A 23,997-nucleotide genomic window follows, 5' to 3' on the forward strand; every position below is an offset into this window, starting at 1 on the left:
TAATTATTATATATACTACTAAAAGATATGTATGGAAAGGAGTAGACGAATGATAAAAAGAAACTTACGCTATACAAAAAAAGAAGCAACTATCAAAGCACTTGCTGATGCAGCCTTCGAGCTTGCACTGGAACGCGGGCTTGATGATTTTGTAGTTGAAGATGTGGTTCAAAGAGCTGGCTATTCCAGAAGAACCTTCGCAAATCATTTCTTTTGTAAGGAAGAAGCCGTGGTTACAGGAGCTTATATGTTTAATGACACGATCGAAGTTGAGAACTTACTTGCGGATTTGTCCGAAGATACCCCCCTGCTTGATGTGCTTTTTCAATTAATCAAAATGCAGCTTACATTAGAACTTTTTAGAAAAGTGAGTAAACTCGTGATTCTCTGCGAAAAACATCCATCTCTTAAGCCTTATTTCCTTGACCAAATGAGCCATATGCAAAATGGAGCATATTACACTTTAATGGAAATCTCCAATGAGAAATATGATGAAGTATATATTCATCTTCTTGTAGGCGCGGTTTATGGAGCCATCTTGCCGGTGCTGAATGGAAGTCTCAATGTACTGCTTCCAGAGCAAACGTTGTCAGATACTTCGTTTCATCAATACTTAGATAAGATATACGAATATTTGCGAAATGGGTTCAATTACTAAACTAGATAGTCGAAGGGAGTAGCTGAAATATGTCTACATTTTTATATAAAATCGGAAATACAGCTTACCGCAAACCTTGGCACTTTATAACGGGCTGGCTGATCATATTAGCAATTGTTGTTTCATTAATAGGAGTAAATGGTATTCATGTAAGTAGCGAGATGAAAATTGAAGGTACCGAATCACAGAGGATACTGGACCAATTATCACAAGAGCTTCCGCTGGCTTCTGGCGGGCAAGGCAGTATTGTATTCAAGACCTCCAATGATACGCGAATGGATACACCAGAGCGAATGTCTGCGATTAGCAAAGCAATTAATGAAGTATATGTTTTAGAAGGTGTGTTAAACCCTGCAGATTTCGATACAGGCGCAAGTGAGTTAACATTACTTATGATGCAGAATGCCTCTGCTGATCAACTACCCCCTTATGGGTATATGATCATGGACGGTATTCCATTGCCAGGAGTGTTACTCTCTTCCGATGGTACAATTGCATTATTCCAATTTCAATTCACAAAAGATGTGAATTCTATTCCACAAGAAGTTAAGGATTCGATTATTGAAGCCACTAAAGTTGTTGAGAATGAAGCTGGCATCACCGTATTGCCAAGCGAATCGCTGTTACCTCTTCAACTTGGGATTGGAACCGGAGAAATTATTGGTGTAATTGTTGCTGCGATGGTTCTATTGATGACTTTAGGATCAATGGTAGCTGCAGGGCTTCCGCTTCTTACTGCACTTTTAGGTGTTGGTATCGGCGTTGGGGGAGCTTTTTCACTTTCAAGCTTTATTGAGATGTCAAGTGTCTCTGCCATGTTGGGGCTTATGATTGGTCTGGCGGTAGGAATCGATTATGCATTATTCATTGTCAATCGCCAGCGCCGTTTGATATTTGATCAGAAGTTAGGATCACAGGAAGCCGCAAGCAGAGCGATTGGCACAGCTGGAAGTGCGGTATTCTTTGCAGGGTTGACAGTCATCATTGCATTATGCGGTATGCTTGTGATAGAGATTTCTTTCTTATCGACCATGGCATTGGTAGCTGCGGCAACCGTACTTATTAACGTGTTACTTGCTTTGACGTTATTACCAGCTATGCTTGGGTTATTAGGAGAACGGATCTGTTCTCAGAAAGCTCGCCAAAAGAATACAGACAAAGCAGCAAACACGGCGCACAGCGGGTTCTCTGACAGATGGATCAGAGGTGTTATCAAGTTTCGTTGGCCAGTGATTATATGCATTATTGTTGTACTTGGAGTAGCATCAACGCCGATATTGAAAATGGATATGGGTATTCCTGGAGCAGCCACAGCGAATTTGGATACGGCGGCAAGGCAAAGTTATGATGCGATTACAGAGGGATTCGGTGAAGGATTTAACGGGCCGTTTGTTTTGGTTGCAGAGCAAGAGAATTCTTCTTCAAAGTTTACTCCTGAATTAATCATGAATCTTGTCCAGGAACTCAAAAATCAGGACAACGTTGATCAAGTGTCACCACTCGGAATCAATGAGAATGGTAACTTGGCTATATTCAGTCTAATCCCCGAAACGGGACCTTCTGATACAGAAACAAAAGAATTGGTAACACAATTACGTGATCCTGATCTAAGTATTTTACAGTCAAATGGGATTAAGCTTGGAGTTACCGGATTTACAGCAGTAAATATTGATATGTCAGCTAAACTGGCAGATGTTTTCCCGATTTATATCGGCATCATTGTTATCTTTTCTTTGATTATTCTCATGTTGGTATTTCGTTCTGTTGTTATTCCGATCAAAGCGACCGTTGGCTTCCTTCTTAGTATATTGGCAACATTTGGGATGACCACAGCAGTGTTTCAATGGGGGTGGCTGAACTCTGTTTTTGGCTTTGATACTAGCGGACCGCTGCTTAGCTTTATGCCGATTATCATCACGGGTATCCTTTACGGATTAGCAATGGATTATCAAGTTTTTCTTGTCAGTTCCATGCGTGAGTCATACGTTCATGGACATCGGGGTAAAGAGCCCATTATTCATGGATACAATCAAGCGAGCCGCGTGGTCCTAGCAGCTGCAGTGATTATGGTATCGGTATTTGCTGGATTTATATTTACCGATGATATCATTATCAAACAAATAGGCTTTGCATTAACTATAGGTATCTTCATTGATGCATTTATTGTGCGAATGACATTGGTTCCTGCTGTTATGGCTGTTTTTGATAGTAAAGCTTGGTGGTTACCAAAGTGGTTAGATCGTATTCTACCGAACTTAGATGTCGAAGGTGATAAGCTAATCACGAAACTTAATCAAAAGGATTGATATAACGTCACATTTACCTAATTGTATAACCTGTATGAGCCTAAGTCGAGATTAATGTGTACGCTTTGTAAAGGATCTCACGGGCTGTTCTTATTTTGTTACCATATAATTCCAGTCCACTTTCAGGTTCCGGTCACTGCAGAAGCAAAGCAACGTACAACGATATGATCAATAGAGTAGTAAAATACGTAAACGCCTTAATGCTGCACTGAAATGGCAAAAGGGGACAGCTCCTTCCTATTAATTAAACACAACACGGCATCATTAAATATGTTGAATACTATTCATTTCAATCCAATGACATCCGCTTAATTAGTGGCAACGACATATGGAACGCATTGCCGGACATCATCATTTATGTTAATATTGAAGAACTAATGTAAAGGGGGTGAGGTAGGTGAATCACGAAATGGTCAACAACCGTATTAGCCAGCTGCCGATTTCTATGGCTGGCATTGTTCATGCATTTTTCACGAACGGGATCAGTCTGTCCAATTATGAACATACGTTTGAACCATTCGTGAGAAGACGCCTACCTTAACCACAACGGATATTTTACCATCCTGAGGGTCGCGGGCTTGTTGCTGCGGCTCTTTATTTTATGTGTATTCAAGTTAGGGTCTTCATCTAATAGGAGGCTTTTGAAATGATAATAGTTAACGCTCAACAGATAAAAAAATACCATGCTGCAAACCTTGTTTTGGACGGGGTGATGCTTCAACTCCAAACCGGTGAGAAAGTCGGTCTGATAGGCCGTAACGGCAGCGGTAAATCAACTCTTCTCCGGTTAATTTCGGGCCATGAGCGGGTAGATGAAGGTATGCTAACTATCAAGAAAGGATTGCGAATTGGTTATTTGCCACAAATTCCTGCCGAGTTTGAGAAAATGAACGTATATAAGGTACTAGCTTATGGTTATCGGGAACTGATGGTCACTAAGCAGGAAATGCTCGTTATCGAGCAGCAGATGTCCAGCTCTGGGACTGCTGACAATCCTGAACTGATGGAGGCTCTACTCAAGGCGTATGCGGTAGTTCAAGAACGCTTTGAACGAAGTGGCGGTTATGAGATGGATACGGCCATTGATCAAGTAGCAAGTGGATTGCAGATTGATCGAAGCAACGATGAGCGGATGTTTGGAAGTTTGTCGGGTGGGGAGAAGACACGTATTGTTCTAGCGTCCCAATTAGTTGTTCGTCCAGATTTATTGCTATTGGATGAGCCAACGAATCACCTCGACCTCAAGGGGATAGAGTGGCTGGAGCAGTTTCTTCAACGTTATGATGGCGCATGTATTATCGTATCGCATGATCGTTATTTCCTCGATGCAATCGGTACGAAGATGATTGAATTGGAGGATGGGGAGGCTTATACGTATCTCACTAACTACAGCGGATATATGAAGGAGAAGGAAGAGCGCGTATTGCAACAGTTCGCGCAGTTTCAAGAGCAGCAGAAGGTGATGAAAAAAATGAAAGAAACGATTCGTCAGTTAGAGGATTGGGGGCGAGTTGGAGGGAATGAAAAGTTCTTCAAACGGGCAGCGTCGATTCGTAAAGCTTTAGAAAGGATGGAGGCTGTAAAACGTCCCGTCCTGGAGCAGAAAACGGCGGATTTCGATCTGTCCCCACTTGATCGTTCTGGCCGTAAGGTGATCACATTCGAGGGTTTGACGAAGAAATTCGGGACACAGGTGATTTTGAATGGAGCGGAGGGGAGTCTGCTTTACGGTGAGAAGGTCGTGTTATTGGGGGATAATGGATCGGGAAAAACGACGCTGTTCAACCTGCTTCTAGGTTCGTTTGAGGCGGATGCAGGTGAGGTCGAGCGAGGGGCACGTGTGGAAATTGGTTACTTGGCTCAGCAAGAACCGGTGAGCGACAATAAGCTGACGGTATTGGAATATTTTCAGACCGAGGGAAGTTTGGAGGAAGGCGAAGCACGAAATGTGCTGGCGAAATATTTGTTCTTTGGTGCTGACGTTTTCAAGCCGCTGCAAATGCTCTCTGGCGGTGAATGGTCCCGCTTGCGTCTAGCAGTACTTGTAAGACGTAAGCCGAACCTACTTCTGTTGGATGAACCGACGAATCATCTCGATATGGCTTCACGAGAAGCATTGGAGGAGGCGTTAGAAGATTATCCGGGAACGGTATTGGCGATTTCCCATGATCGTTATTTTATTAATCGTCTAGCGAAGAGCGTGTGGGAGCTGAAGCAAGGTAAGATTGCTAAGTATCTCGGTAATTATGATGATTTTAAGGGGAAGAGTGAAGAACGGTTGTCGCAAGAGAGCAAATCGGTGAGTGGTGCATCACGTATGACCGAAGGGAAAACTTTCGCAACGGGTCGGCAGCAACAAGGAGCCAAAGGGACCGAAAGAAGCGACTTGGCACGTACAAACGAGCGGAGACGTGAGCAGTTGGAACTTGAAATTGCTGTACTTGAAGCGGAGCTATCTCGTGCCGACGAAGATCTTCACCATCTAGATCTTATGGGCGATACGCACCAACTTGAGGCAAGGTGGCATGAGCGAGAAAAGGGACAATTACAGCTAGATCACCTTCTGGAATTGTGGATGGAACTGTCGAGCTGATGATATTTACAAATCTCATACGATTTTGTTTATACATCCAAGAAGGATATTCCAGCCTGAACGTGGAATCACTTTCAAAGGGGATCGAACCCTAACTGGACATGAGGATGGGCTGGGATCTTGAGGATGCAAGAGTATATTTTATCTGGTGGGGAAATTGTACGGTTGAAGCAATATATTGAAGACAAGCATCGCAGTCTTGAGCCGAAGCAACGGGCACCCATATTAGCTGATGCGGTGCATCGGATTATTGAGAGCCGTCTACCTTCTTTTCCAGAAGCGGTGAAGAAGCAGATTTGCTATGAGCTTCTTATGAAGCAGAGAGAATCCCTCGTTATTCATACAGATGATGTGCTCCAACATTGTATGTCTCTGGATTTGGGCAAAGAGGGTCTGTTATCCTCCTTAGCTGCATGGGTGTCCAGCAGAACTGCTGTACCTGTACAGGAAGAGGTGGCTCAGGACATTCTTCTTCGATGGTCTCAGCAACTAATGCCTGGAGTCGGAGTCTCACTTCAAGCATTGGAGCGGGAATGGGATCAACTGAACCCGAGTGTATATAGGGAGATTGCCGCTGCTAGTGAGTCTGTTGTTCCAGTATGGAACAAAGAATGGTTCAATCGAAGGAAATCGATTCTGATTGCTTGTTTGTGTGCGGTTGTTCTCTTATTCATACTGACCCTTCCATTGGATCTACAGTCGTCTGCACCCGCACTTCATGCAGAACCTATAGATATTTCGCAACCCATATTGAATGAGAATGTGAAGAAGGAACCCGTTGATGGAATCCCTAAGGAGTTCGAATATGTTTCTATAGATACGAAACGTTTGCAGCAATATTTGCGGGATAAAAACTCAATGTTAGCTGAGGAACCGTATTTGTCTGCGATTGTGAAAGCGAGCAAGGAATTCAATATTCATCCACTCCTGCTGTTTGCTATAACTGGACAAGAGCAGGGATTCGTTCCAAAAGATCATAAAAGGGTAGAAGAAATAGCGAACAATCCTTTTAACGTATTTGGCAGCTGGGAGAGCTACAACACTTCGATTGAAGGTTCAGCTACTATTGCAGCGAGGACGGTATTTAATATTAGTGGTCGCCGCCCAGGAGCGAGTGACCCAATCCAATGGCTAAATCATACCTATGCCGAGGACCCGAATTGGTGGAAGGGTGTCACCTGGTTCTTCGATGAGATGAAGCGAGAGATTGCGGATGAATCCTTTGAGTAGCCGGAGTAATTGATAAAGCTCAAACATCATGTTTGAGCTTTTTTCCTGTCACTTTTTTTGTTGAATTAGGCTATGTTGGTCCAATGGTAATGCTTCGAATATGAATGTAGAAGCTCTTTATCACCATCCAGCCTATCCAGATATAGTTTTCAAAATAATTAAAATATGTTAAAATCGATCTTGTCTAATCATCCTATGTTTGGAGGTTTAAGAAGTGCTACAAAAAATTAAACATCTTAGCCTTGTCGATCAAGTCATTATTCAAATTGAATCTTTGATTGAATCCGGCACATGGCCGATAGGAAAGAAAATTCCGCCGGAACCTGACTTAGTCAATGATTTGAATGTCAGCCGCAATACATTGCGTGAAGGGATCAGAGCGTTATGTCATGCCGGAGTACTAACGACAAAGCAGGGAGATGGTACTTATGTATCTTCTAACAGCACACTTGGCGTGGCTATTCAACGACGTGTTCAAAAATCTAGTCTATTGGATACACTTGAAGTACGAAATGCTCTTGAACAAGAGGCTGCAAAGCTATCCGCTGTAAGAAGGACCGAAGAGGATTTAGAGAAAATCCGATTTTATCAACAGGAATGCAACTCGTTTAGCATAATAGGGGATTTAAAGAGATATGTGGACGCAGACATCAAGTTGCATCAGACCATTGTCGAATCGACTGGAAATCGGATATTGATTGATTTATATACACATATAACTGAAGCAATTCAGAATTCGATTACAGTTATTTTAAAAGAACAATTTTCTATAAACCTACCGAAAAATATGCATGATCAACTGGTGAATGCTATAGTCGCGCAAGATCCCGATTCGGCAGCCCAAATTGTAGAGCAGTCAATAAATGAAATAAAACGCGCAATAGAGGTGGAGGAAGTATAAATGGAGTCCAAACAACATAAAGTCAATTCAATAAAAGCGGGTTCAAATTTTACAGGCTGGTTACTTCTCTTGGGAATTATTCTGATCGCAGCCAATTTACGAGCCCCTTTAACTTCAGTAGGCCCTTTGATTGGGAGTATCCGGGATGATTTGGGCATATCGAATACATTAGCAGGCCTGATTACTACGCTTCCTTTAATTGCGTTTGCTTTGCTGTCGCCGATTGCGCCGAAGTTGGCTCGCAGATATGGAATGTCCTCTGTTCTGTTTGGAGCATTATTCCTGCTGGTTATCGGCATTGTATTGCGTTCAGCGTGGAATATCGGATCATTGCTGATCGGGACGGTCATTTTGGGTCTTGCGATATCCATTTGTAATGTATTGATGCCAAGTCTAATTAAAGAAAAGTATCCCTTGAAAATCGGATTAATGATCGGCATTTATTCGGTTGCAATGAATCTAAGTGGTGCTATTGCATCTGGAATCAGTGTGCCACTGGCCAATCAAACAGGATTAGGCTGGAAGGGGGCCTTGGGTCTGTGGGGCCTGTTAGCATTTATAGCCTTTCTCGTTTGGATTCCTCAACTAAGACGTCAACAACAAACAGCGAAGACAGTAACGTTGAACGAAAAGCGAACGAATTTGTGGAAGTCCTCTCTTGCTTGGCATGTGACCCTATTTATGGGTCTACAGTCGATGCTTTTTTATGTTATTGTTTCTTGGCTCCCAGATATTTTGAAGACTCAAGGGATGAGTTCGGATTCCTCAGGATGGATACTTTCGCTGATGCAACTCGCTATACTTCCAGTTACTTTTATCGTACCTATTTTAGCTGGACGCATGAAAAATCAAATTGTCCTTATGATCCTGACGGCGCTCTTTTTCTTCATAGGTATTGGGGGACTACTATCTGGAAATCAATTGGTTCTTCTGTGGGCAATCTTTATTGGGATCGGCGCGGGTTGTTCATTCAGTCTTGCGATGATACTATTTGGGCTACGAACTACAAATGCGCATGACGCTGCCGAGTTATCCGGGATGGCTCAATCAGTAGGATATTTATTGGCCGCGGTAGGACCTATATTATTCGGTTATCTGCACGATTTGACCAACGGATGGAATGTACCACTTATCGTGTTGCTTGTCATATCAGTTTTGATGCTTATTTTTGGTGTTGCTTCAGGTCGTAATCGAGTCATCGGAGCAGAAAACTTGTGAACTAACCATGATTGCATATTGATCAAATCGTTTGATATTTCCATAAGAACGATCTTGAACAAGAATGTAATTCTGATCAGCAAGTTTTTCGCCAATGGGCCATCATGGACTTTACCCTTGGTTTCAATGACTTGAACGGGTTGTTCCGTATTAGCACGAAGTGAAACATAAATTACGCAATAGAATAGTAGTTTCACAATCAATTAGAATAAAAATGGTCGACACTTCCCTTACGTAAGATGCTACGATCCTAGCATACGGAGGGGGGATCTTATGAAAATAAAAGAAGTATGCAAACTCACGAGTGGAAGCCATTCAAACTGTTGAACAATTAAGTGATTATAGTGAACAGCATAAGAAAAAAAAGGGTTATTCCGATGGTGGTCAAAACGACCGCCTAAGGGATAACCTCTTTTTGTTTTCACAACAAGATGGGCGGACAAACCAGGGAATACTGGTAGTTTTCGATCACCTAATTTGGGTGTTGACCAGATTGGTCAACGGAATTACAATGGAATTAACTGGAGTAGTTAACGACTCGTTTGATCAAATGATCCGCACGGAAAGAAGGCTAACAACATGTTCACCAAGTTTTTAAATCTGGACTCGGAAAAGCAGGATCGTATCCTCAATGCGGCCATGCATGAGTTTGCTCGGAGTGGATTTGACCGCGCTTCTACGAACGAAATTGTCAAGGAGGCAGACATATCCAAAGGGCTACTATTTCACTATTTCACAAGTAAGAAGCATCTCTATTTATTTCTGTACGACCACTGTATCGAGCTCCTCATGAATGAGACTTTCGCCAAACTGGATATGGACGATCCAGACTTTTTTAATCGATTACAGCAAACGTCCCAATTGAAACTAAACATTCAACATCAATATCCACCCTTGTTCCAATATTTCGAATCTGTTTATGTGGAAACTTCGACTGAAGTTAGAAACGAGATAGAAGCAAGGAATCTGGAACTTAGCAACATCAGTATTGCCAAGATTTTCGCAGGGATTGATCTTTCGAAGTTCAAGGAGGGGGCGGACTTCAACAAAGTATTGAAAGTCATTCTTTGGACGTTTGAGGGCTTCGGTAAGGAGGAATTGGAAAAGGCGAGAAAGCAGTCGACACCGCTTGATTACGACAAGATATTTGCGGAAACGGAAGATTATATCGAGTTGTTTAAACAATGTTTCTACAAATGAGAATAGGAGGCGTGATCTATGAATGCGATTGAAATTCGTAATCTGACCAAAACATACGGCAAGGCGAGAGGAATTACGGACATCAGCTTCAACGTGGAGGAGGGTGAAATATTCGGATTTATCGGACCCAACGGAGCTGGAAAGTCAACGACGATACGGACGATGTTATCACTCATATACCCGACGAGCGGGAGCGCAACCATTTTTGGAAAGGACTGCATCCAGCATGGTCCTGAGATTAAGAAGGAGATCGGCTATTTGCCGTCCGAAGTGTTCTATTATGACAAAATGAAAGTGATCGACCTATTGAACTATTCGGCTAGCTTTTACAAGAAAGATTGTCGTAAACGGATCAAGGAACTGTCTGAACGGATGGATCTCGATTTGAATAAGAAAATCGATGACTTGTCCTTCGGAAACAAGAAGAAAGTCGGCATCGTCCAAGGCATGCTCCACGAGCCAAAGTTGCTTATTCTCGATGAGCCTACTAGCGGACTCGATCCGCTGATGCAGCAAACATTTTTTGATTTATTGAAAGAGGAGAATAAGAAGGGAACGACCATTCTGTTGTCTTCCCACATCCTAAGCGAAGTTCAGAAAATGTGCGATCGCGTTGCGATTATTAAAGAAGGTAAATTGATCAAGTTGGAGAAGATTAGCACGCTTAAGGAAAACAATTATAAACGTTTTAAGCTAGAGACGACAGATGCAGTTGACAGTGGATATTTTGCCATGGAAGGGGTTAGCGATATTAAGGTAGGCGTGCACGAGACCAGCTTTTTGTTCCGGGGCAATATTAATGTCATGATGCATAAGCTCTCCGCGCTTCATCTGACCAATCTGTGGATTGGGGAGCCAGACTTGGAAGAGATCTTTATGCATTATTACGAAAAGGCGGATGAACAGCCATGAATATGTTTCTGCACGAATGGCAAATGATTCGGCGATCAACGCTGATATGGGCATGTTCCATGATTGGTGTGATGGCTTTATATTTGTCTATATTCCCCTCATTATCCCAAGATGCGGAGCAGTTTAGAGAGCTGTTCGCGACTTATCCAGAATCGTTTCGGGAGGCGATTGGTGTGTCGCTTGATTCGATCGCGTCGCTGATCGGATTCTACTCGTTTGTTTTCGGATTTGTCGTGTTGGTTGCGGCCATTCAGGCGATGAATTTGGGCCTCGGAATGCTGTCGCGGGAAGTACGTGATAAGACGGCGGATTTTCTGCTGACCAAGCCGGTGACACGAACCCAAATCATAACAGCCAAACTGACTGCTGGCGTGTTATCACTGCTAGTGTCGAATGCCGTATATGTGGCCGCTGCCAGCCTGATGGCATTCTCTGTGAGGGAGGCTTCCTTTCAATGGCATGTGTTCTTCATGATATCCATCACGGCATTGTTTGTGCAGTTGATCTTCATGTCATTAGGGATGGTAGTCTCCGTATTTGCAGCGAAGATTAAATCCGTTATCTCCATTTCACTTGGTACTGTGTTCGGTTTTTATGCGATTGGCATGCTTGGGTCGGTTATCGGCGACAAGGCCATCCGGTATATAACACCGTTTAAATATTTCGATACCGCGTATATCATTGCGCACTCCGCCTATGAGGTTTCTTTTGTTATTCTGAGTATCGTGATCATCATCGCTACTGTCTGCACTAGTTACTATGTTTATGCAAAAAAAGATATCCATGCCGTTTGAGAGGGAGGTCCGTCTAAATTGAATATATTCCTCAGAGAAATGAAAGCATATCGTAAATCATTAATTATTTGGTGCATCGGCGTATTTGCGCTGATCGCAAGCGGTATGAGCAAATTTGAAACGATATCTGCATCGGGACAATCGTTGAACGAAATGATGTCTAAGATGCCGAAATCACTGCAAACGATTATGGGAATGGGTTCGCTCGATTTATCGAAAGTGAGTGGATATTTCGGCTTCTTGTTTCTCTATGTGGTGCTTATGGCTACGATTCACGCGGTCATGCTCGGATCGGGGATCATCTCCAAAGAGGAGCAGGACAAGACAACGGAGTTTCTCATGGCCAAGCCGGTTTCAAGAAATGCGGTCATCACATCCAAGCTGCTATCAGCCGTGGTGAATATCGCGATCTTCAACGGCATCACGACAATCAGCACCTTTGGATATCTCGGTTTATATAGCAAAGGTGAGTCGATTGGTCGAGATATTGTCATTCTGATGACCGGTATGTTTATGCTGCAGCTCATCTTTTTGTTGGTCGGAACGGTAACAGCCTCAGCAGGCAGACGGCCGAAATCGGCCTCGTCTATCTCCGGTGCGGTACTTCTCGCTACCTATGTGCTCGCTACAGCCGCTGACTTGAACGATAAACTGGAGTTTCTCCAATACGTCACCCCATTTTCGTATTACAAGGCGGATCGTTTGCTGAGTGACGGCGGCTTGAGTCCTGTGTTCGTAATCATTTCTGTTGTGATCATTGCCGTATTAATAGGGGTGACTTATGCTTTTTATAATAAAAGAGACTTGAATATGTAATTGAAATTCGTAGATGGCTTGTATTAGCCCTCAGCATAAGGAGCCGAATCAGGAATTTGGGATTGGTGTTTGGGATGGGGTTAGCGGCATGGGGTTGCTTCGCGTCCGTCTCCATACTGGATTGCAGACGGAAGGGTACGAAGAAGGAGAATGATGCGAATATGAATATAGAAGCTATTTATCACCGTGCAAAATTTAATGGGTCCTATTTACCAGGCGCGTTCAATCTTTACACTCAGGCTTATGAGAACTATTGTGTTCCTGCTGCACTGGGGACAAAATAGGTACAACATTTCCCTCTGCTAAGTCGTATTTGAATAGTCATCAAAATAAAAATGCGCATGTATCTAAATCTGTATCAGTACCGATCCAATTGTTCCGCGGAGCACGGCTGGATAGCTATGCACGGTTGGGATAAGCGCTGACATGGATTTGTATAATTCTCCATTTCCATCCACAAAAAAACTAGATTTTTCCGGGTAAAACCTTTAATTTGTATGAGTTACATATTAAAGGTTTATGATAAGATACTTTATGAAACCGCTTACAATTATATTTATGGAAGGATGTGGTGATCTTGATCTCCCCGTTGAGGAATGCAGTTAAAGTGGGGAGCAGCTGAAAACGGAAATCATCTGTAAACATTGTATTGTTGTAATTCCTACCAAACAACAATAGGAAATGACAGATGTCACTCCAGTCTATCAACGAAATGCTCGGATTACCAGAGGTACAGACAAGTAGTATGTAGGTAAGTAGTGACAAATAAAAATATTTTAGGAGGTAAATTATGTTTAAGTTTAATAAGAAAATCTTGACTGTATTTATTGCAGCTTCAATGAGTTTTAGCATGTTTGCAGCAACCTCAAATGCAGCGACAGACTATTGGCAAAATTGGACCGATGGTGGAGGGACAGTAAATGCTACCAACGGATCTGGTGGAAATTACAGTGTTACATGGTCAAATACTGGGAATTTCGTTGTCGGTAAAGGTTGGAATGTCGGATCACCATCTAGGACAATAAACTACAATGCCGGCGTCTGGGCGCCATCCGGCAATGGGTATTTGACTCTCTATGGGTGGACGAGAAACTCACTCATAGAATATTACGTCGTTGACAGCTGGGGTACTTATAGACCTACTGGAACGTATAAAGGTACCGTGACCAGTGATGGGGGCACCTATGACATATATACGACTCAGCGAGTAAACGCACCTTCAATTGACGGCACTGCAACTTTCACCCAGTTTTGGAGTGTCCGACAGTCAAAGAGAGCGACTGGGGGCAACGTTGCTATCACTTTTAGCAACCACGTTAACGCATGGAAGAATTACGGAATGAATCTGGGGAGTAGTTGGTCTTACCAGGTGTTAGCGACAGAGGGATATCAAAGTAGTGGGAGCTCTAACGTAACGGTGTGGTAACAGGTCAACTGACAGGCGCCAGACCATTTACAGAATATTGAGAAAGACTTTTAATCATTGATATTGCTAAGGACTGCCGGTCTCACAGCCGGCGGCCTTATTTATTCCAACAAAAGATAATTACCTACATACTACTGGAATATTACCTTTCAGAAAAGTGAAGGGCACGGATGGGACCGTCGTCGCGGGTAACCGGGTTTTGAGCTTATCTGAATAACCAAATATAGTATGGAAGAAACCCATCCCTAAGAATACGAGACAGCCCGATGTTTGTTCCCCGCAAGACGAACGGTCTATAACTTTTCCTATCAGTTTAAAGGAGATATATCAATGAGAAAACTATTAATTTTTCTTTTAATAGCAATAACAGTTGTTGTTAGCGCTTGTTCGCAAGAAAATCCTGGAAAGAATGATAACTTTGTATTAGTCCAAGGCGGGCCTTTTATGAACACAAAGTCCAACTATAAAAATGTAACAATATCGAACTTTTATATCGGCAAATATGAGGTAACTCAAAAAGAGTGGGTTGAGGTAATGGGAAGCAATCCCTCAGAATTCAAAGGCGACAATTTTCCGGTAGAAATGGTAAGTTGGTATGACGTTGTTGAGTACTGTAATAAAAGGAGTACAAAAGAGGGTTTAGAACCCTATTACAATATAGACAAGAATAAAGAAGACACGAATAATAAGAGTGATAACGATAATATAAAATGGACAGTAACGATCAATGAGGGAGCTAATGGTTACCGATTGCCGACAGAAGCGGAGTGGGAATATGCTGCAGGTGGAGGTCAGATGAGCAAGAGTTACACATACAGTGGAAGTAATAATACAGATGAAGTAGCATGGTATTGGAAAAATGCTGGAGATAAGTCCTTATCAGGAGAATGGAACTGGCCTATCATAGAAAACAACAATACTAAAACAAAATCTATCGGTATCAAGAAACCCAACGAGTTAGGCCTTTACGATATGTCAGGGAATGTAAGGGAATGGTGTTGGAACTGGTACGAAGACTTGGATAGTAATAGCGGTTCTTTCCGGGTTGTGAAGGGCGGCGGTTGGATCGGCAAAGTCACCAACAGCGAGATATCTTTTCGGGGCAAGTTCGAGGCGAATGGCATTGGCCCCGATCAAGGTTTTCGTGTGAGCCGCGGCGAGTAAACGGGAACAAGACAGACCAAGCATTGATATTCAGTTTTCCTTAGGAGAGTTTATATGACAGGAATTATTACCGCGATCGATGTTTCTGGAGGAATTCGCGAGAACTTAGACATGAGTACTAGGTAATTGCATTGCTTATCCTAACTTGCGAGTATAACCTACGACTCCCCGAATTGCCCTGACTCCCAGCGCCACCGACTCATGAATACCAAGGACAATGCTAGCAACGTGAGAATAACCAACCCAAGCACTCGCAACCCCTCGGCACTGAACTTATCTCCCATTACGCTGCCTATCAGCAATGAAAGAGAATGGTTCCCGGGTATCCCTACAAAAACAGCTGTGTCGACCTTGAAAGGCGGCACAGTTGTTTGTGCTGTTTCTGTACGATGCTCTTCCAAGATAACTGCATGCGAATCTCACCGGAATTAGCCTGTTATGTCCAACCAATCACCGGCGTAAGTAGTTTACCTTGATATACATAAGGGCCCAGCGGATTTTTACTGATAGCGTATACAATATTGTGGGTAGTACCAGTGGAATAAGATAGATAATAATAACCGTTATATTTATGTACCCATGGACCTTCAAAATTTCTTCTCTCTTCATCCCCTTGAAGTGTTGTGAAAATTATAGAAAAACGAGACTGTTCAGACACGGATTGTTGGTTCGGTAAATGTCTACGAAATGCAGGGATTTCTAAGTCGTTCGGGCTTTCAAGTCTTGCGGTTTTTTCAGGTTGTTAAGATTTACTGAAATATTCAATAATAAATTGGCGAAAATGAATGGCGGCCTGGGATAAATAGTGTTTTCTGTTCCATGCAATCCCAAATGTACGCTGACAAAGCGGGTTCGTTATTTTTAATTGAACAGTTTCCGAGGTTCTGCTCCCTAAAGAGAGAGGGAGGGTGAAGGTGACACCTAATCCCATTTCGACCAAAGTCTGTATGGCACTGACTTCTTCAAGCTCGAATGCGATATGAGGTTCAAACCCAGCTTGCTGGCAAAACCCATCTGTAATTTCTCGATAGTTATATCTGGAGGATAAGGAGATAAAAGGTTCGTGGGCTACTTCAATTAAATCGATGCTTTCTCTGGAAGCAAAACGATGTCCCTTGGGCACAGTCAAACACATTTCCTCTTCCACCAATGTTAGCCATTCGATGTCTGGTCCGGTAAGCGGAGTTGTGGATATGCAAAAATCAATAGTGGCATTCTCTAGTTCGTTTCTCATCTCTACAGTAGAGCCAGCCTGACGTTGTATGATTCGTACGTGAGGATGGATAGTTAGAAAATCTTTGAGGAGATTTGGCAATACATTCGGAAGCAACACCGCTAAGGATATTACTCCATGATCAAGCCCGGCCATATCCGTGAGTTCGCGTCTACCTTCATCTAGTGCTAAAAAGGCTTGTTCGACTCGGCGAAGATAAGTTTTCCCGAATGCGTTCAATTTAATTTGCCTGCCTTGACGGTCGAATAAGGGAATACCCAGTTTTTTCTCTAAACGCTGGATCGAGTTACTAATCGAAGGTTGTGATACATTTAACTCCTTAGCTGCCTTCGTGATGTGTTCTAGGCGTGCAACTACTTGGAAATATTTGAGTTGTAGAAATTCCATAACAAGCCCTCTTTTCATACATAGCTTTAATGTGATGATTTAATAATCAAATATGTATTATACATTATCAATTTTGAACTTTATAATATTGTAACATACAGATGTTGTTTTTATGGAGAACGGAGAGAGTTAGTTGATTAGAGAGAGAATCTGGACGAAGGATTTCATTGTTGTTTGTATGAGTAGCTTTTTCATGTTTCTTACTTTTTATATTCTGGCTACAGCATTTCCGTTATATGTGAAAGATAGTTTGGATGGGAATCAACAGCAGATGGGGTTAGCCATTACCATCTATGTTATCGGAGGTGTTTTGATCAGGCCCTTTTCAGGTCTATGGGTAGATCGATTCGGAAAAAAGAAAATGGCTGTTATAGGGATGGTTATTTTTCTAATCGCCTGTGTATGTTATTTCGGCACCAAGGGAATCTTTCTATTCTTAGTCATTCGTCTTATTCATGGAATGAGCTATGCGATAGCCTCAACGGCTACGAGCACTGTTGCTTCTACGCTGGTTCCTGAATCACGCCAAGGTGAAGGAATGGGCTACTTCAGCATGTTTATGAGTATTGCCATGGTTGTCGGACCTGCTCTTGGGCTTTTTCTATGGAAAGACAAGAATATCAATGTATTGCTGTTGGCCGTTTGTGCTATTGCGGCACTCTCTCTACTGTTTACGATTGGAATGCGGATGCCAAAGCAAATGCAGAACACCTCAGAACCTATTCTGAACATAAAGCCTATTAAGAAAAGAAAAGGCCTTCGTTGGAGTGACTTTATTGAACCGAAGGCGTTGCCGATTTCGTTGGTGGCGTTTATTCTTGCTTTCTCTTATAGCTCGATAACCGGATTTATTGCTCCTTTCACTGCTGAGATCCATCAATCTCATGTCACGGGTTATTTTTTTATTGTTTTTGCAGTTATGATTGTATTATCCCGTCCCGTTATTGGCAAAGTATTCGATAAATATAATGAACATTTGCTGGTTTATCCCGGCATTTTGTTGTTTGCCATAGGCATGCTCTTATTAAGCCAAGCTCATTCCGGAACGGTGATTCTGATGGCGGGCGTCATCATGGGAGTAGGCTATGGAGCCCTCGTACCTTGCTTCCAGACTCTTGCCATGAAACTGGCCTCTGGACATCGTAGAGGGGCCGCTTTGGGGACATTTTTCTTGTTGTTTGACTTAGGCTATGGAGTGGGATCTTATTTTATGGGTCTGATCGCTTCCTTAACGGATTACCGCATGATGTATGTTGTTGCAGGTTTCATTACTTTGTTTTCTGTTGTTGTCTACTATCTGCTCCATCATCGTCCCCAAGCTAAGCTACTGACCATATATAATAAAAAAACTAACAATGCCTAAGTATGTGGTCAATGCTAGGGATGTGAACGGATGATGGTAGTTCAATAAACGTGTCAGTCTAGAACGTTATTTTCGCATTTTGTGCTGACTCATCATCACGTCGATCATTGCGGCTTGCTGGAGCGTGTACGGAAATTCTCCAGTGCCCGTACGTTCGCCCATCCTCAAGCGGAGTTCCAGAGGAGTCCCTTACCATTATTGATAAATACCACAATCGGACAAAGCCATTTTCCGAAAAGTGCCAGATTGATGAATACTTAAGGCACGGGCAGACGCTGTCCCATTTTCCTGAATGGCAAGTGCTCCATACGCCAGGACATTCCCAGAGTCAAATCTCCTTATATCGGGCTGATGATCACATTAACTATGTAAAAGATTTATTTAGATCGGTATGTTTGAATAACAAAAAGCTCTCAAGTTATACTTTCACTTGAGGGCTTTTGCTTGCTTTACGACAGTACTATATAGATATCAGCTTTGACAAATGAAAGGGCTTTCACTATACTTACGATCAATGGGAGCGCTCCCTACAGAAAGCTAGTATCATCTTTTATCATATCAAGTAGACGATATTCACCCTTAGTGTTGGTTGGAGCATACATAACAGAGTCACAATAGTAACCAAAGTGTAAAACCTAATTTGGGAGCGCTCCCAATATGTGAGTTAGTTTCATCGTTAATAGTTAGGTTAGAGCAAGCGTAGTGAAAGCGCTCTAATATTACTTTTAAGGAGTGATGCTTGGGTAGAAGGAGATTAGAAGAAATAATTCGATATGTAAAGAGAATTGGAAAAGCAGATGGGGATTATGTTGCAAAGAAACGCAAATACCATGCGCTGAAATGGTGGCTTTCATACAAATAATAAAATAGGAGTGACATCATGAAAAGAAGTAGGTATAAACGTTTATTTGCCATTATATTAAGTTTTGCAATGATTTTTGGAACATTTCCGATGTATGCAGACGTGGCCTCAGCATCAGCAGAGGCAGGGGACATAGTTATTGTAAACCCGGGGTTTGAAGATGATTTAATAGGTGGGAAGATTCCAGGTTGGAGTTCAGTAACGACCAGTACTTATAGTACGCTCACTATTAACGATGATCAAGATTATGTTAGGAAAGGATCTAAGAGCTTACACTTTAACAACTCCAGTGCAGAAGAACAATTGACAGTGAAAAGTGACATGATTGCAGTTATGCCGGGAGAATCATATATTGCGATAGCATTTGTTAACGTCGTAAGTCAATCGCATAGCATTGGTTATCAAGTCTACTTTTATAATGACGAAGGCGTAGGAGTAGCTGTGAATCCAGATAAACCAACAGAGACAGTGACGGCTATTAACTTTCCAGCAGCAGCATTAGGTGTGAAAAAATGGACTGAAATTGAAGTGCCTTTTGTTGTTCCAGCTGGCGCGACACAAGTTCATCTACGTATTAATTCTGGAAAGATTGCAATAACAGAAGCATATTTCGATGATGTATCTATTGTATTAGCTTCCGATGATGTATCACCTGAAGAACCCGTAGACCCACCTGCACTATTAGAGATCGCAAACCCAGGGTTTGAAGAAGATCTAGTGGAAGGAAAGATCCCTAGTTGGAGCATTATGACTGGATCGGGAAATATAGAGCTTGATAGCACAATAAAAAAGAGTGGAGCAAACAGTCTTCATTTCTATGATAACTCGGATGCGGTGTTCCGTGTGGTCAGTGATAACATAGCGATTACGCCAGGAGAGACGTATATTGCGCAAGCTCAAGCCTTTATTTTGCAACAAACGCATCGACTGATCTTTGAAGTACAATACTTCGATGAAGCAGGTAAGAAAGTCTTTGAACATGTTCCATTCTATGTACCAGGTGGCTTAGAACTGAACGTTTGGACTGAGTTGGAGAATGAATCGACAGCCCCAGCAAACGCGGCTTACGCCAAAATTGCCTTTTATTCAGGGGATGTAAGTCGTACAGAGGTTTACTTCGACAATGTGTCACTTGAGGTAGCTCCAGTGTTCCCTGTTACTTTTGGAAAAGCCATAAATTTGGGGCAGCCAGTCGTTGCTTCCCGAGCTGTTGGTGCGGTCATTGGGAATGATGAAGTATATTTTGCTAGCTATGGCTCGCCAGCAACGTTCTATGTGTTGGATGCCCTGACTGGAGAAGTTAAATTTTCTGAGGACTTGATCGGATTGACGAACGTCTTGTCGATAACAATCGGCTACGACGACAATGTTTACTTTATTGGTCCGGATAATGGGAAACTATACCGCTATCTCCCAGAGAAAAAGAAGATTGAAGATCTGGGCTTTAATCCTGCAGGACATAAAGAGGTCTATGGATTTGATGCAACGGACGACGGTCTTATTTATGGGGGTACCTTCGATTCGAAAACAAGTGGATCGGCATTTGTATACGATATTGAAGCCAAGAAATTTACTAATTTAGGCCCTCTCCTTGAAGGTCAAAAGTACGTCCAAGGTATTGGCGTAACAGATGATTACGTTTATATGGGCACAGGAAATATGAACCACCTCTACAAATTTGACCGTGATAAAAATGAAGAGAGTGGTGTGAGTTCTAAAAGGGAAATAGTGCTTCCGCCTAATGCACCGAAGGATGGTGGGGTATCTAAGATTTGGGAGTATGGTGGCAATGTATTCATGAGAATTGGCGTCTCAAGCTTCGTAGTATTTGATGAAAAGACGGATGCTGTTGTTAATGAAATGTATTGGCCTGCTCATCCCCTCCGACCTGATGGAGCGATGTCTGCACCTTCGCCAGCCAATGAAAATATACTTTATTTTCGAGATGCATTAACAGGCAAGTTAGCCACGTATGACATGACTGATAAGAATAATCATAAAACATCATTCGTACCTGGTGATGTGTTAATAAGTGATGAGGTTCGCGTACTCGCTTATGATTGGATTGAGAAAGAGGGAAAGACATTACTTGGCATGGTGACACAGCATTTAGATTACAAGTTGTATAATCCTGAAGATAATACCATCACTACCTATTCATCAGCGTTAAAGGCTCAGGCCATCAATATTCAAAGTATGGAGATGGGTCCAGATCACAACCTGTACCTTGGTGGGTTTCAAAGAAGCCTAACGATGTACGATCTAATAAACGATGAGGTTATACTCCAAGAACAAAAATTTGCTCAAATTGAAGGCATGGGCTTTTTGGGTGACACGATGTACTTTGGTACTTATGGGGGTGCCGTCATATATGAATATGATACGACCCAACCTTCGGGTGCTTTTAAATTAGGTGAAAATCCTTCTCTTGCTAAAAGCATTGCCGATGGGCAAAGCAGACCATTCGCTTTCGAAACGGGAGATAATAAGCTCTTTATTGCTACAGTTGCCGATTATGGCCTGTTAGATGGTGCTATGACAATTTACGATAACAAGACGAAACAATGGGCTGTTCATAAAGGGATCGTGGAAGATCAAGGCATTATTGGATTAGCGTATCAGGATGGGCTCGTTTATGGTGGAACAACAATACGCGGAGGCAATGGTATTGACCCTGTAGCGTCAGAAGCCAAAATGTTCGTGTGGGATGTAAACGGAAAAGTTAAGAAGTCAGAGTTTGAATTAATTATTCCTGGTGTAGATCATCATGAAATGATTGGGGAACTATCAATCGGACCAGATGGCCTACTATGGGGAGCATCATTTGGTAAAACACCAACAGACCGTAATATTTATACTATATTTGCTTTAGATCCGAAGGATAATTTGAAGGTTATTAAAAGCACTTTGCTTCACTCTGGTTCAGCTACAGGTAGCACGTGGAAACCATTCCATCTGCGCTGGGGTAAGGAAGGTATTCTCTTCTCAACAGTAGGGCGTCATGTGACGGCTATTAATACTAAAACAATGGCATACAAAACGTTAGTAAGTAATATCAACTTAATGACATTAGATGATTACAATAATTTGTATTATACACAAGATGCAAATCTGTACAAAATAGCATTAGGATATGAGAATGACCCTGCAGATGCAAGAGTACTCAATCCAGGCTTCGAGTTGCCACTAGCAGAAGGGCAAATTCCTTACTGGAACATTGATCCGACTACTGAAGGTTTACTCGAAATAAGTACAGATGAAGCACGCAATGGAACGAATAGTCTTCATTTTAAAGAGTCGGTAGCAGATGCTGATAGCACAGGGCTACGCATATTCAGCAATAAGATTGCTGTGACTCCGAATGAAGCATACATTGCTTCAGGCTATGTGAACGTTGTGAATCAATCAGATGTCATTGTATTAGAAGTTAATTATTTTGACGCTGAAAATGTTGAATTAGAGGTCAAACAGGCATTGTTCTCTGGCGATTCACTAGGATTGAACACCTGGTCTGAGATGACATTGTCGACAATTGCCCCAGCAGAAGCAGCCTATGCGAAAATTGGGCTATATTCAGGGGGAATAAGTGAAACAGAAGCCTACTGGGATGATGTTACATTTACAATAGTCCCTCCATTAGTTCCTACAGATCCAGAAGATCCTACTGGTCCAACAGATCCAACAGATCCGGTAGATCCTACTGGACCTACTGGACCTACTGGACCTACTGGACCTACTGGTCCAACAGGCCCAACAGGCCCAACAGCTCCAGTTACACCAACGGATCCAGTAGAGGTGGCTACGCAACAAGTTAGTGCAAGTGAATTGCAAGCAAATGCCGCAGGTAATGTCGTGATTAAGGTTAAGAAAGGTAAAACGGCAGTCCGTCTTCCTATGAATGTTGTAACGATACTTGACGGTCATCCTGTTGTCATTGAGAGCGATGGCTACAGTGCAGAAATTCCTATCGAAACATTGATCCAATTGCAACAATTAGCATTAGATAAGCAATTAGGCAATGCACAAATTGTTTTCTCCTTTGCTGGCATTGGAGATGCAGCAGAAGAAGCATTGCTTGATAAAGCAATGAGTAGTCATCATGCTAACATTCAAGGATTAAGTGAGATTCATGAAATAAGCCTATCAGTCATAGGTAAAGGTGGCGTAGGAGAAAAGCTAACGACATTCGATGCACCGCTCACTTTATCGTTCGACATTAATGATGATGTAGAATTAGATCTTGTTGGTATTTATAAGATCAACGATGATGGCACCTTTTCTTATGTAGGTGGAACCATTGCTGATGGTCATATCACGGCGGGTGTCATGTCTGCTGGTAAGTATGTTGTGCTAGAGTTTAACAAATCATTTGCAGACGTTCCAGAACAACATTGGGCTGCAAAGATGCTCAAGAAGATGGCTGCAAAGCTCATTGCTAAGGGCGTGAATGAAACAGATTTTGCTCCTGAAAATGATATTAGTAGAGCAGAATTTGCAGCATTAATCGTGCGTGTATTGGGTATCGAAGCGAAGGGTGTGAATCAGTTTGCTGACATCAGTGCAGAATACTGGTACGCCTCCGATGTAGCAGCAGCGTATGAAGCAGGCATTGTCAACGGGCAGAGTGAGACATTGTTTGTACCGACAAGCTCCATCACTAGAGAAGAAATGGTGGTCATGCTCGTTCGTGCATACAACATGCAGCAAGGGGTGCTATCCGAAGCATCACAAACAGCCGGCTTTGTTGATCAAGCAAGAATTAGTGCGTGGGCAATGGAAGCTGTGAACACGGCATTCGATCTCGGCCTAGTTCAAGGTCGTGGCAATGATGAGTTTGCTCCCAAAGGGGAACTCACTCGTGCAGAAGCGCTCCAATCGATTGCGAATATGTTGAATAAGTAATAAAATGTAAAATATTAATTCGAATGAAACA

Annotated in this window: 18 protein-coding genes and 1 pseudogene; 17 read left to right on the forward strand and 2 right to left on the reverse strand. The window is 42.4% G+C overall.

All coding sequences use genetic code 11. From position 1 onward, the window contains the following. Positions 1–49 precede the first annotated feature (49 nt). The 15 genes from ACP8HI_RS06245 to ACP8HI_RS06315 all read left to right on the forward strand — a co-directional run bounded on the left by ACP8HI_RS06245 (position 50) and on the right by ACP8HI_RS06315 (position 15,218). Positions 50–658, forward strand: a complete 609-nt coding sequence (locus tag ACP8HI_RS06245; RefSeq protein ID WP_438350257.1) for a TetR/AcrR family transcriptional regulator — start codon at positions 50–52, stop codon at positions 656–658. A gap of 29 nt (positions 659–687) precedes the next feature. Beyond that, positions 688–2,964 (forward strand): MMPL family transporter, encoded by a 2,277-nt coding sequence (locus ACP8HI_RS06250; RefSeq protein WP_438350258.1) that lies wholly within the window; start codon positions 688–690, stop codon positions 2,962–2,964. A gap of 397 nt (positions 2,965–3,361) precedes the next feature. Beyond that, positions 3,362–3,505: an RAxF-45 family protein gene (locus ACP8HI_RS06255; protein WP_438350259.1), complete on the forward strand. Its 144-nt coding sequence runs from the start codon at positions 3,362–3,364 to the stop codon at positions 3,503–3,505. 105 nt (positions 3,506–3,610) lie between these two features. Next, positions 3,611–5,557, forward strand: a complete 1,947-nt coding sequence (gene abc-f / locus ACP8HI_RS06260; RefSeq protein WP_438350260.1) for a ribosomal protection-like ABC-F family protein — start codon at positions 3,611–3,613, stop codon at positions 5,555–5,557. A 126-nt stretch (positions 5,558–5,683) separates the two neighbouring features. Next, the gene (locus ACP8HI_RS06265) at positions 5,684–6,787 is read left to right on the forward strand and encodes a hypothetical protein (RefSeq protein ID WP_438350261.1); all 1,104 of its coding nucleotides are present in this window, start codon (positions 5,684–5,686) and stop codon (positions 6,785–6,787) included. A 214-nt stretch (positions 6,788–7,001) separates the two neighbouring features. Continuing rightward, positions 7,002–7,688: a FadR/GntR family transcriptional regulator gene (locus tag ACP8HI_RS06270; RefSeq protein ID WP_438350262.1), complete on the forward strand. Its 687-nt coding sequence runs from the start codon at positions 7,002–7,004 to the stop codon at positions 7,686–7,688. Continuing rightward, positions 7,689–8,906 (forward strand): CynX/NimT family MFS transporter, encoded by a 1,218-nt coding sequence (locus tag ACP8HI_RS06275; protein WP_438350263.1) that lies wholly within the window; start codon positions 7,689–7,691, stop codon positions 8,904–8,906. Between the two features lie 304 nt (positions 8,907–9,210). Further along, positions 9,211–9,504, forward strand: coding sequence for a hypothetical protein (locus tag ACP8HI_RS06280; protein WP_438350264.1), 294 nt, complete (start codon positions 9,211–9,213; stop codon positions 9,502–9,504). Continuing rightward, on the forward strand, positions 9,486–10,106 hold the full coding sequence (locus tag ACP8HI_RS06285) for a TetR/AcrR family transcriptional regulator (RefSeq protein WP_438350265.1): 621 nt from the start codon (positions 9,486–9,488) through the stop codon (positions 10,104–10,106). Before ACP8HI_RS06280 ends, ACP8HI_RS06285 begins: the two co-directional genes overlap by 19 nt. Positions 10,107–10,124: 18 nt before the next feature. Further along, positions 10,125–11,018, forward strand: a complete 894-nt coding sequence (locus ACP8HI_RS06290; protein ID WP_438350266.1) for an ABC transporter ATP-binding protein — start codon at positions 10,125–10,127, stop codon at positions 11,016–11,018. Between the two features lie 2 nt (positions 11,019–11,020). After that, complete coding sequence (locus ACP8HI_RS06295; protein ID WP_438350267.1) at positions 11,021–11,812, forward strand: ABC transporter permease subunit; 792 nt, start codon at positions 11,021–11,023, stop codon at positions 11,810–11,812. Positions 11,813–11,830: 18 nt separating this feature from the next. Next, positions 11,831–12,628, forward strand: coding sequence for an ABC transporter permease subunit (locus tag ACP8HI_RS06300; RefSeq protein WP_438350268.1), 798 nt, complete (start codon positions 11,831–11,833; stop codon positions 12,626–12,628). Positions 12,629–12,684: 56 nt separating this feature from the next. Continuing rightward, positions 12,685–12,912, forward strand: coding sequence for a hypothetical protein (locus tag ACP8HI_RS06305; protein WP_438350269.1), 228 nt, complete (start codon positions 12,685–12,687; stop codon positions 12,910–12,912). A gap of 506 nt (positions 12,913–13,418) precedes the next feature. Further along, positions 13,419–14,054 carry a glycoside hydrolase family 11 protein gene (locus ACP8HI_RS06310; protein ID WP_438350270.1) on the forward strand — a complete coding sequence of 212 codons (636 nt, stop codon included), beginning with the start codon at positions 13,419–13,421 and terminating at the stop codon, positions 14,052–14,054. A gap of 330 nt (positions 14,055–14,384) precedes the next feature. Next, positions 14,385–15,218, forward strand: coding sequence for a formylglycine-generating enzyme family protein (locus ACP8HI_RS06315; RefSeq protein WP_438350271.1), 834 nt, complete (start codon positions 14,385–14,387; stop codon positions 15,216–15,218). 439 nt (positions 15,219–15,657) lie between these two features. Here the strand turns inward: ACP8HI_RS06315 and ACP8HI_RS06320 are convergent. Both ACP8HI_RS06320 and ACP8HI_RS06325 read right to left on the reverse strand, forming a co-directional pair. After that, a pseudogene (locus ACP8HI_RS06320) lies at positions 15,658–15,837 on the reverse strand (family 43 glycosylhydrolase); the annotation flags it as partial. A gap of 123 nt (positions 15,838–15,960) precedes the next feature. Then, positions 15,961–16,839, reverse strand: coding sequence for a LysR family transcriptional regulator (locus ACP8HI_RS06325; protein WP_438350272.1), 879 nt, complete (start codon positions 16,837–16,839; stop codon positions 15,961–15,963). A 133-nt stretch (positions 16,840–16,972) separates the two neighbouring features. On the opposite strand from ACP8HI_RS06325, the gene ACP8HI_RS06330 reads away from it, so the two are divergent. Beyond that, entirely contained in the window at positions 16,973–18,202 is a 1,230-nt protein-coding gene (locus ACP8HI_RS06330) for an MFS transporter (protein ID WP_438350273.1), read from the forward strand. Positions 18,203–19,082: 880 nt separating this feature from the next. Further along, positions 19,083–23,966, forward strand: a complete 4,884-nt coding sequence (locus ACP8HI_RS06335; protein WP_438350274.1) for an S-layer homology domain-containing protein — start codon at positions 19,083–19,085, stop codon at positions 23,964–23,966. The last annotated feature ends 31 nt before the right edge of the window (positions 23,967–23,997 follow it).

The organism is Paenibacillus sp. FA6, from assembly GCF_051550225.1.
GTDB lineage: Bacteria > Bacillota > Bacilli > Paenibacillales > Paenibacillaceae > Paenibacillus_AQ.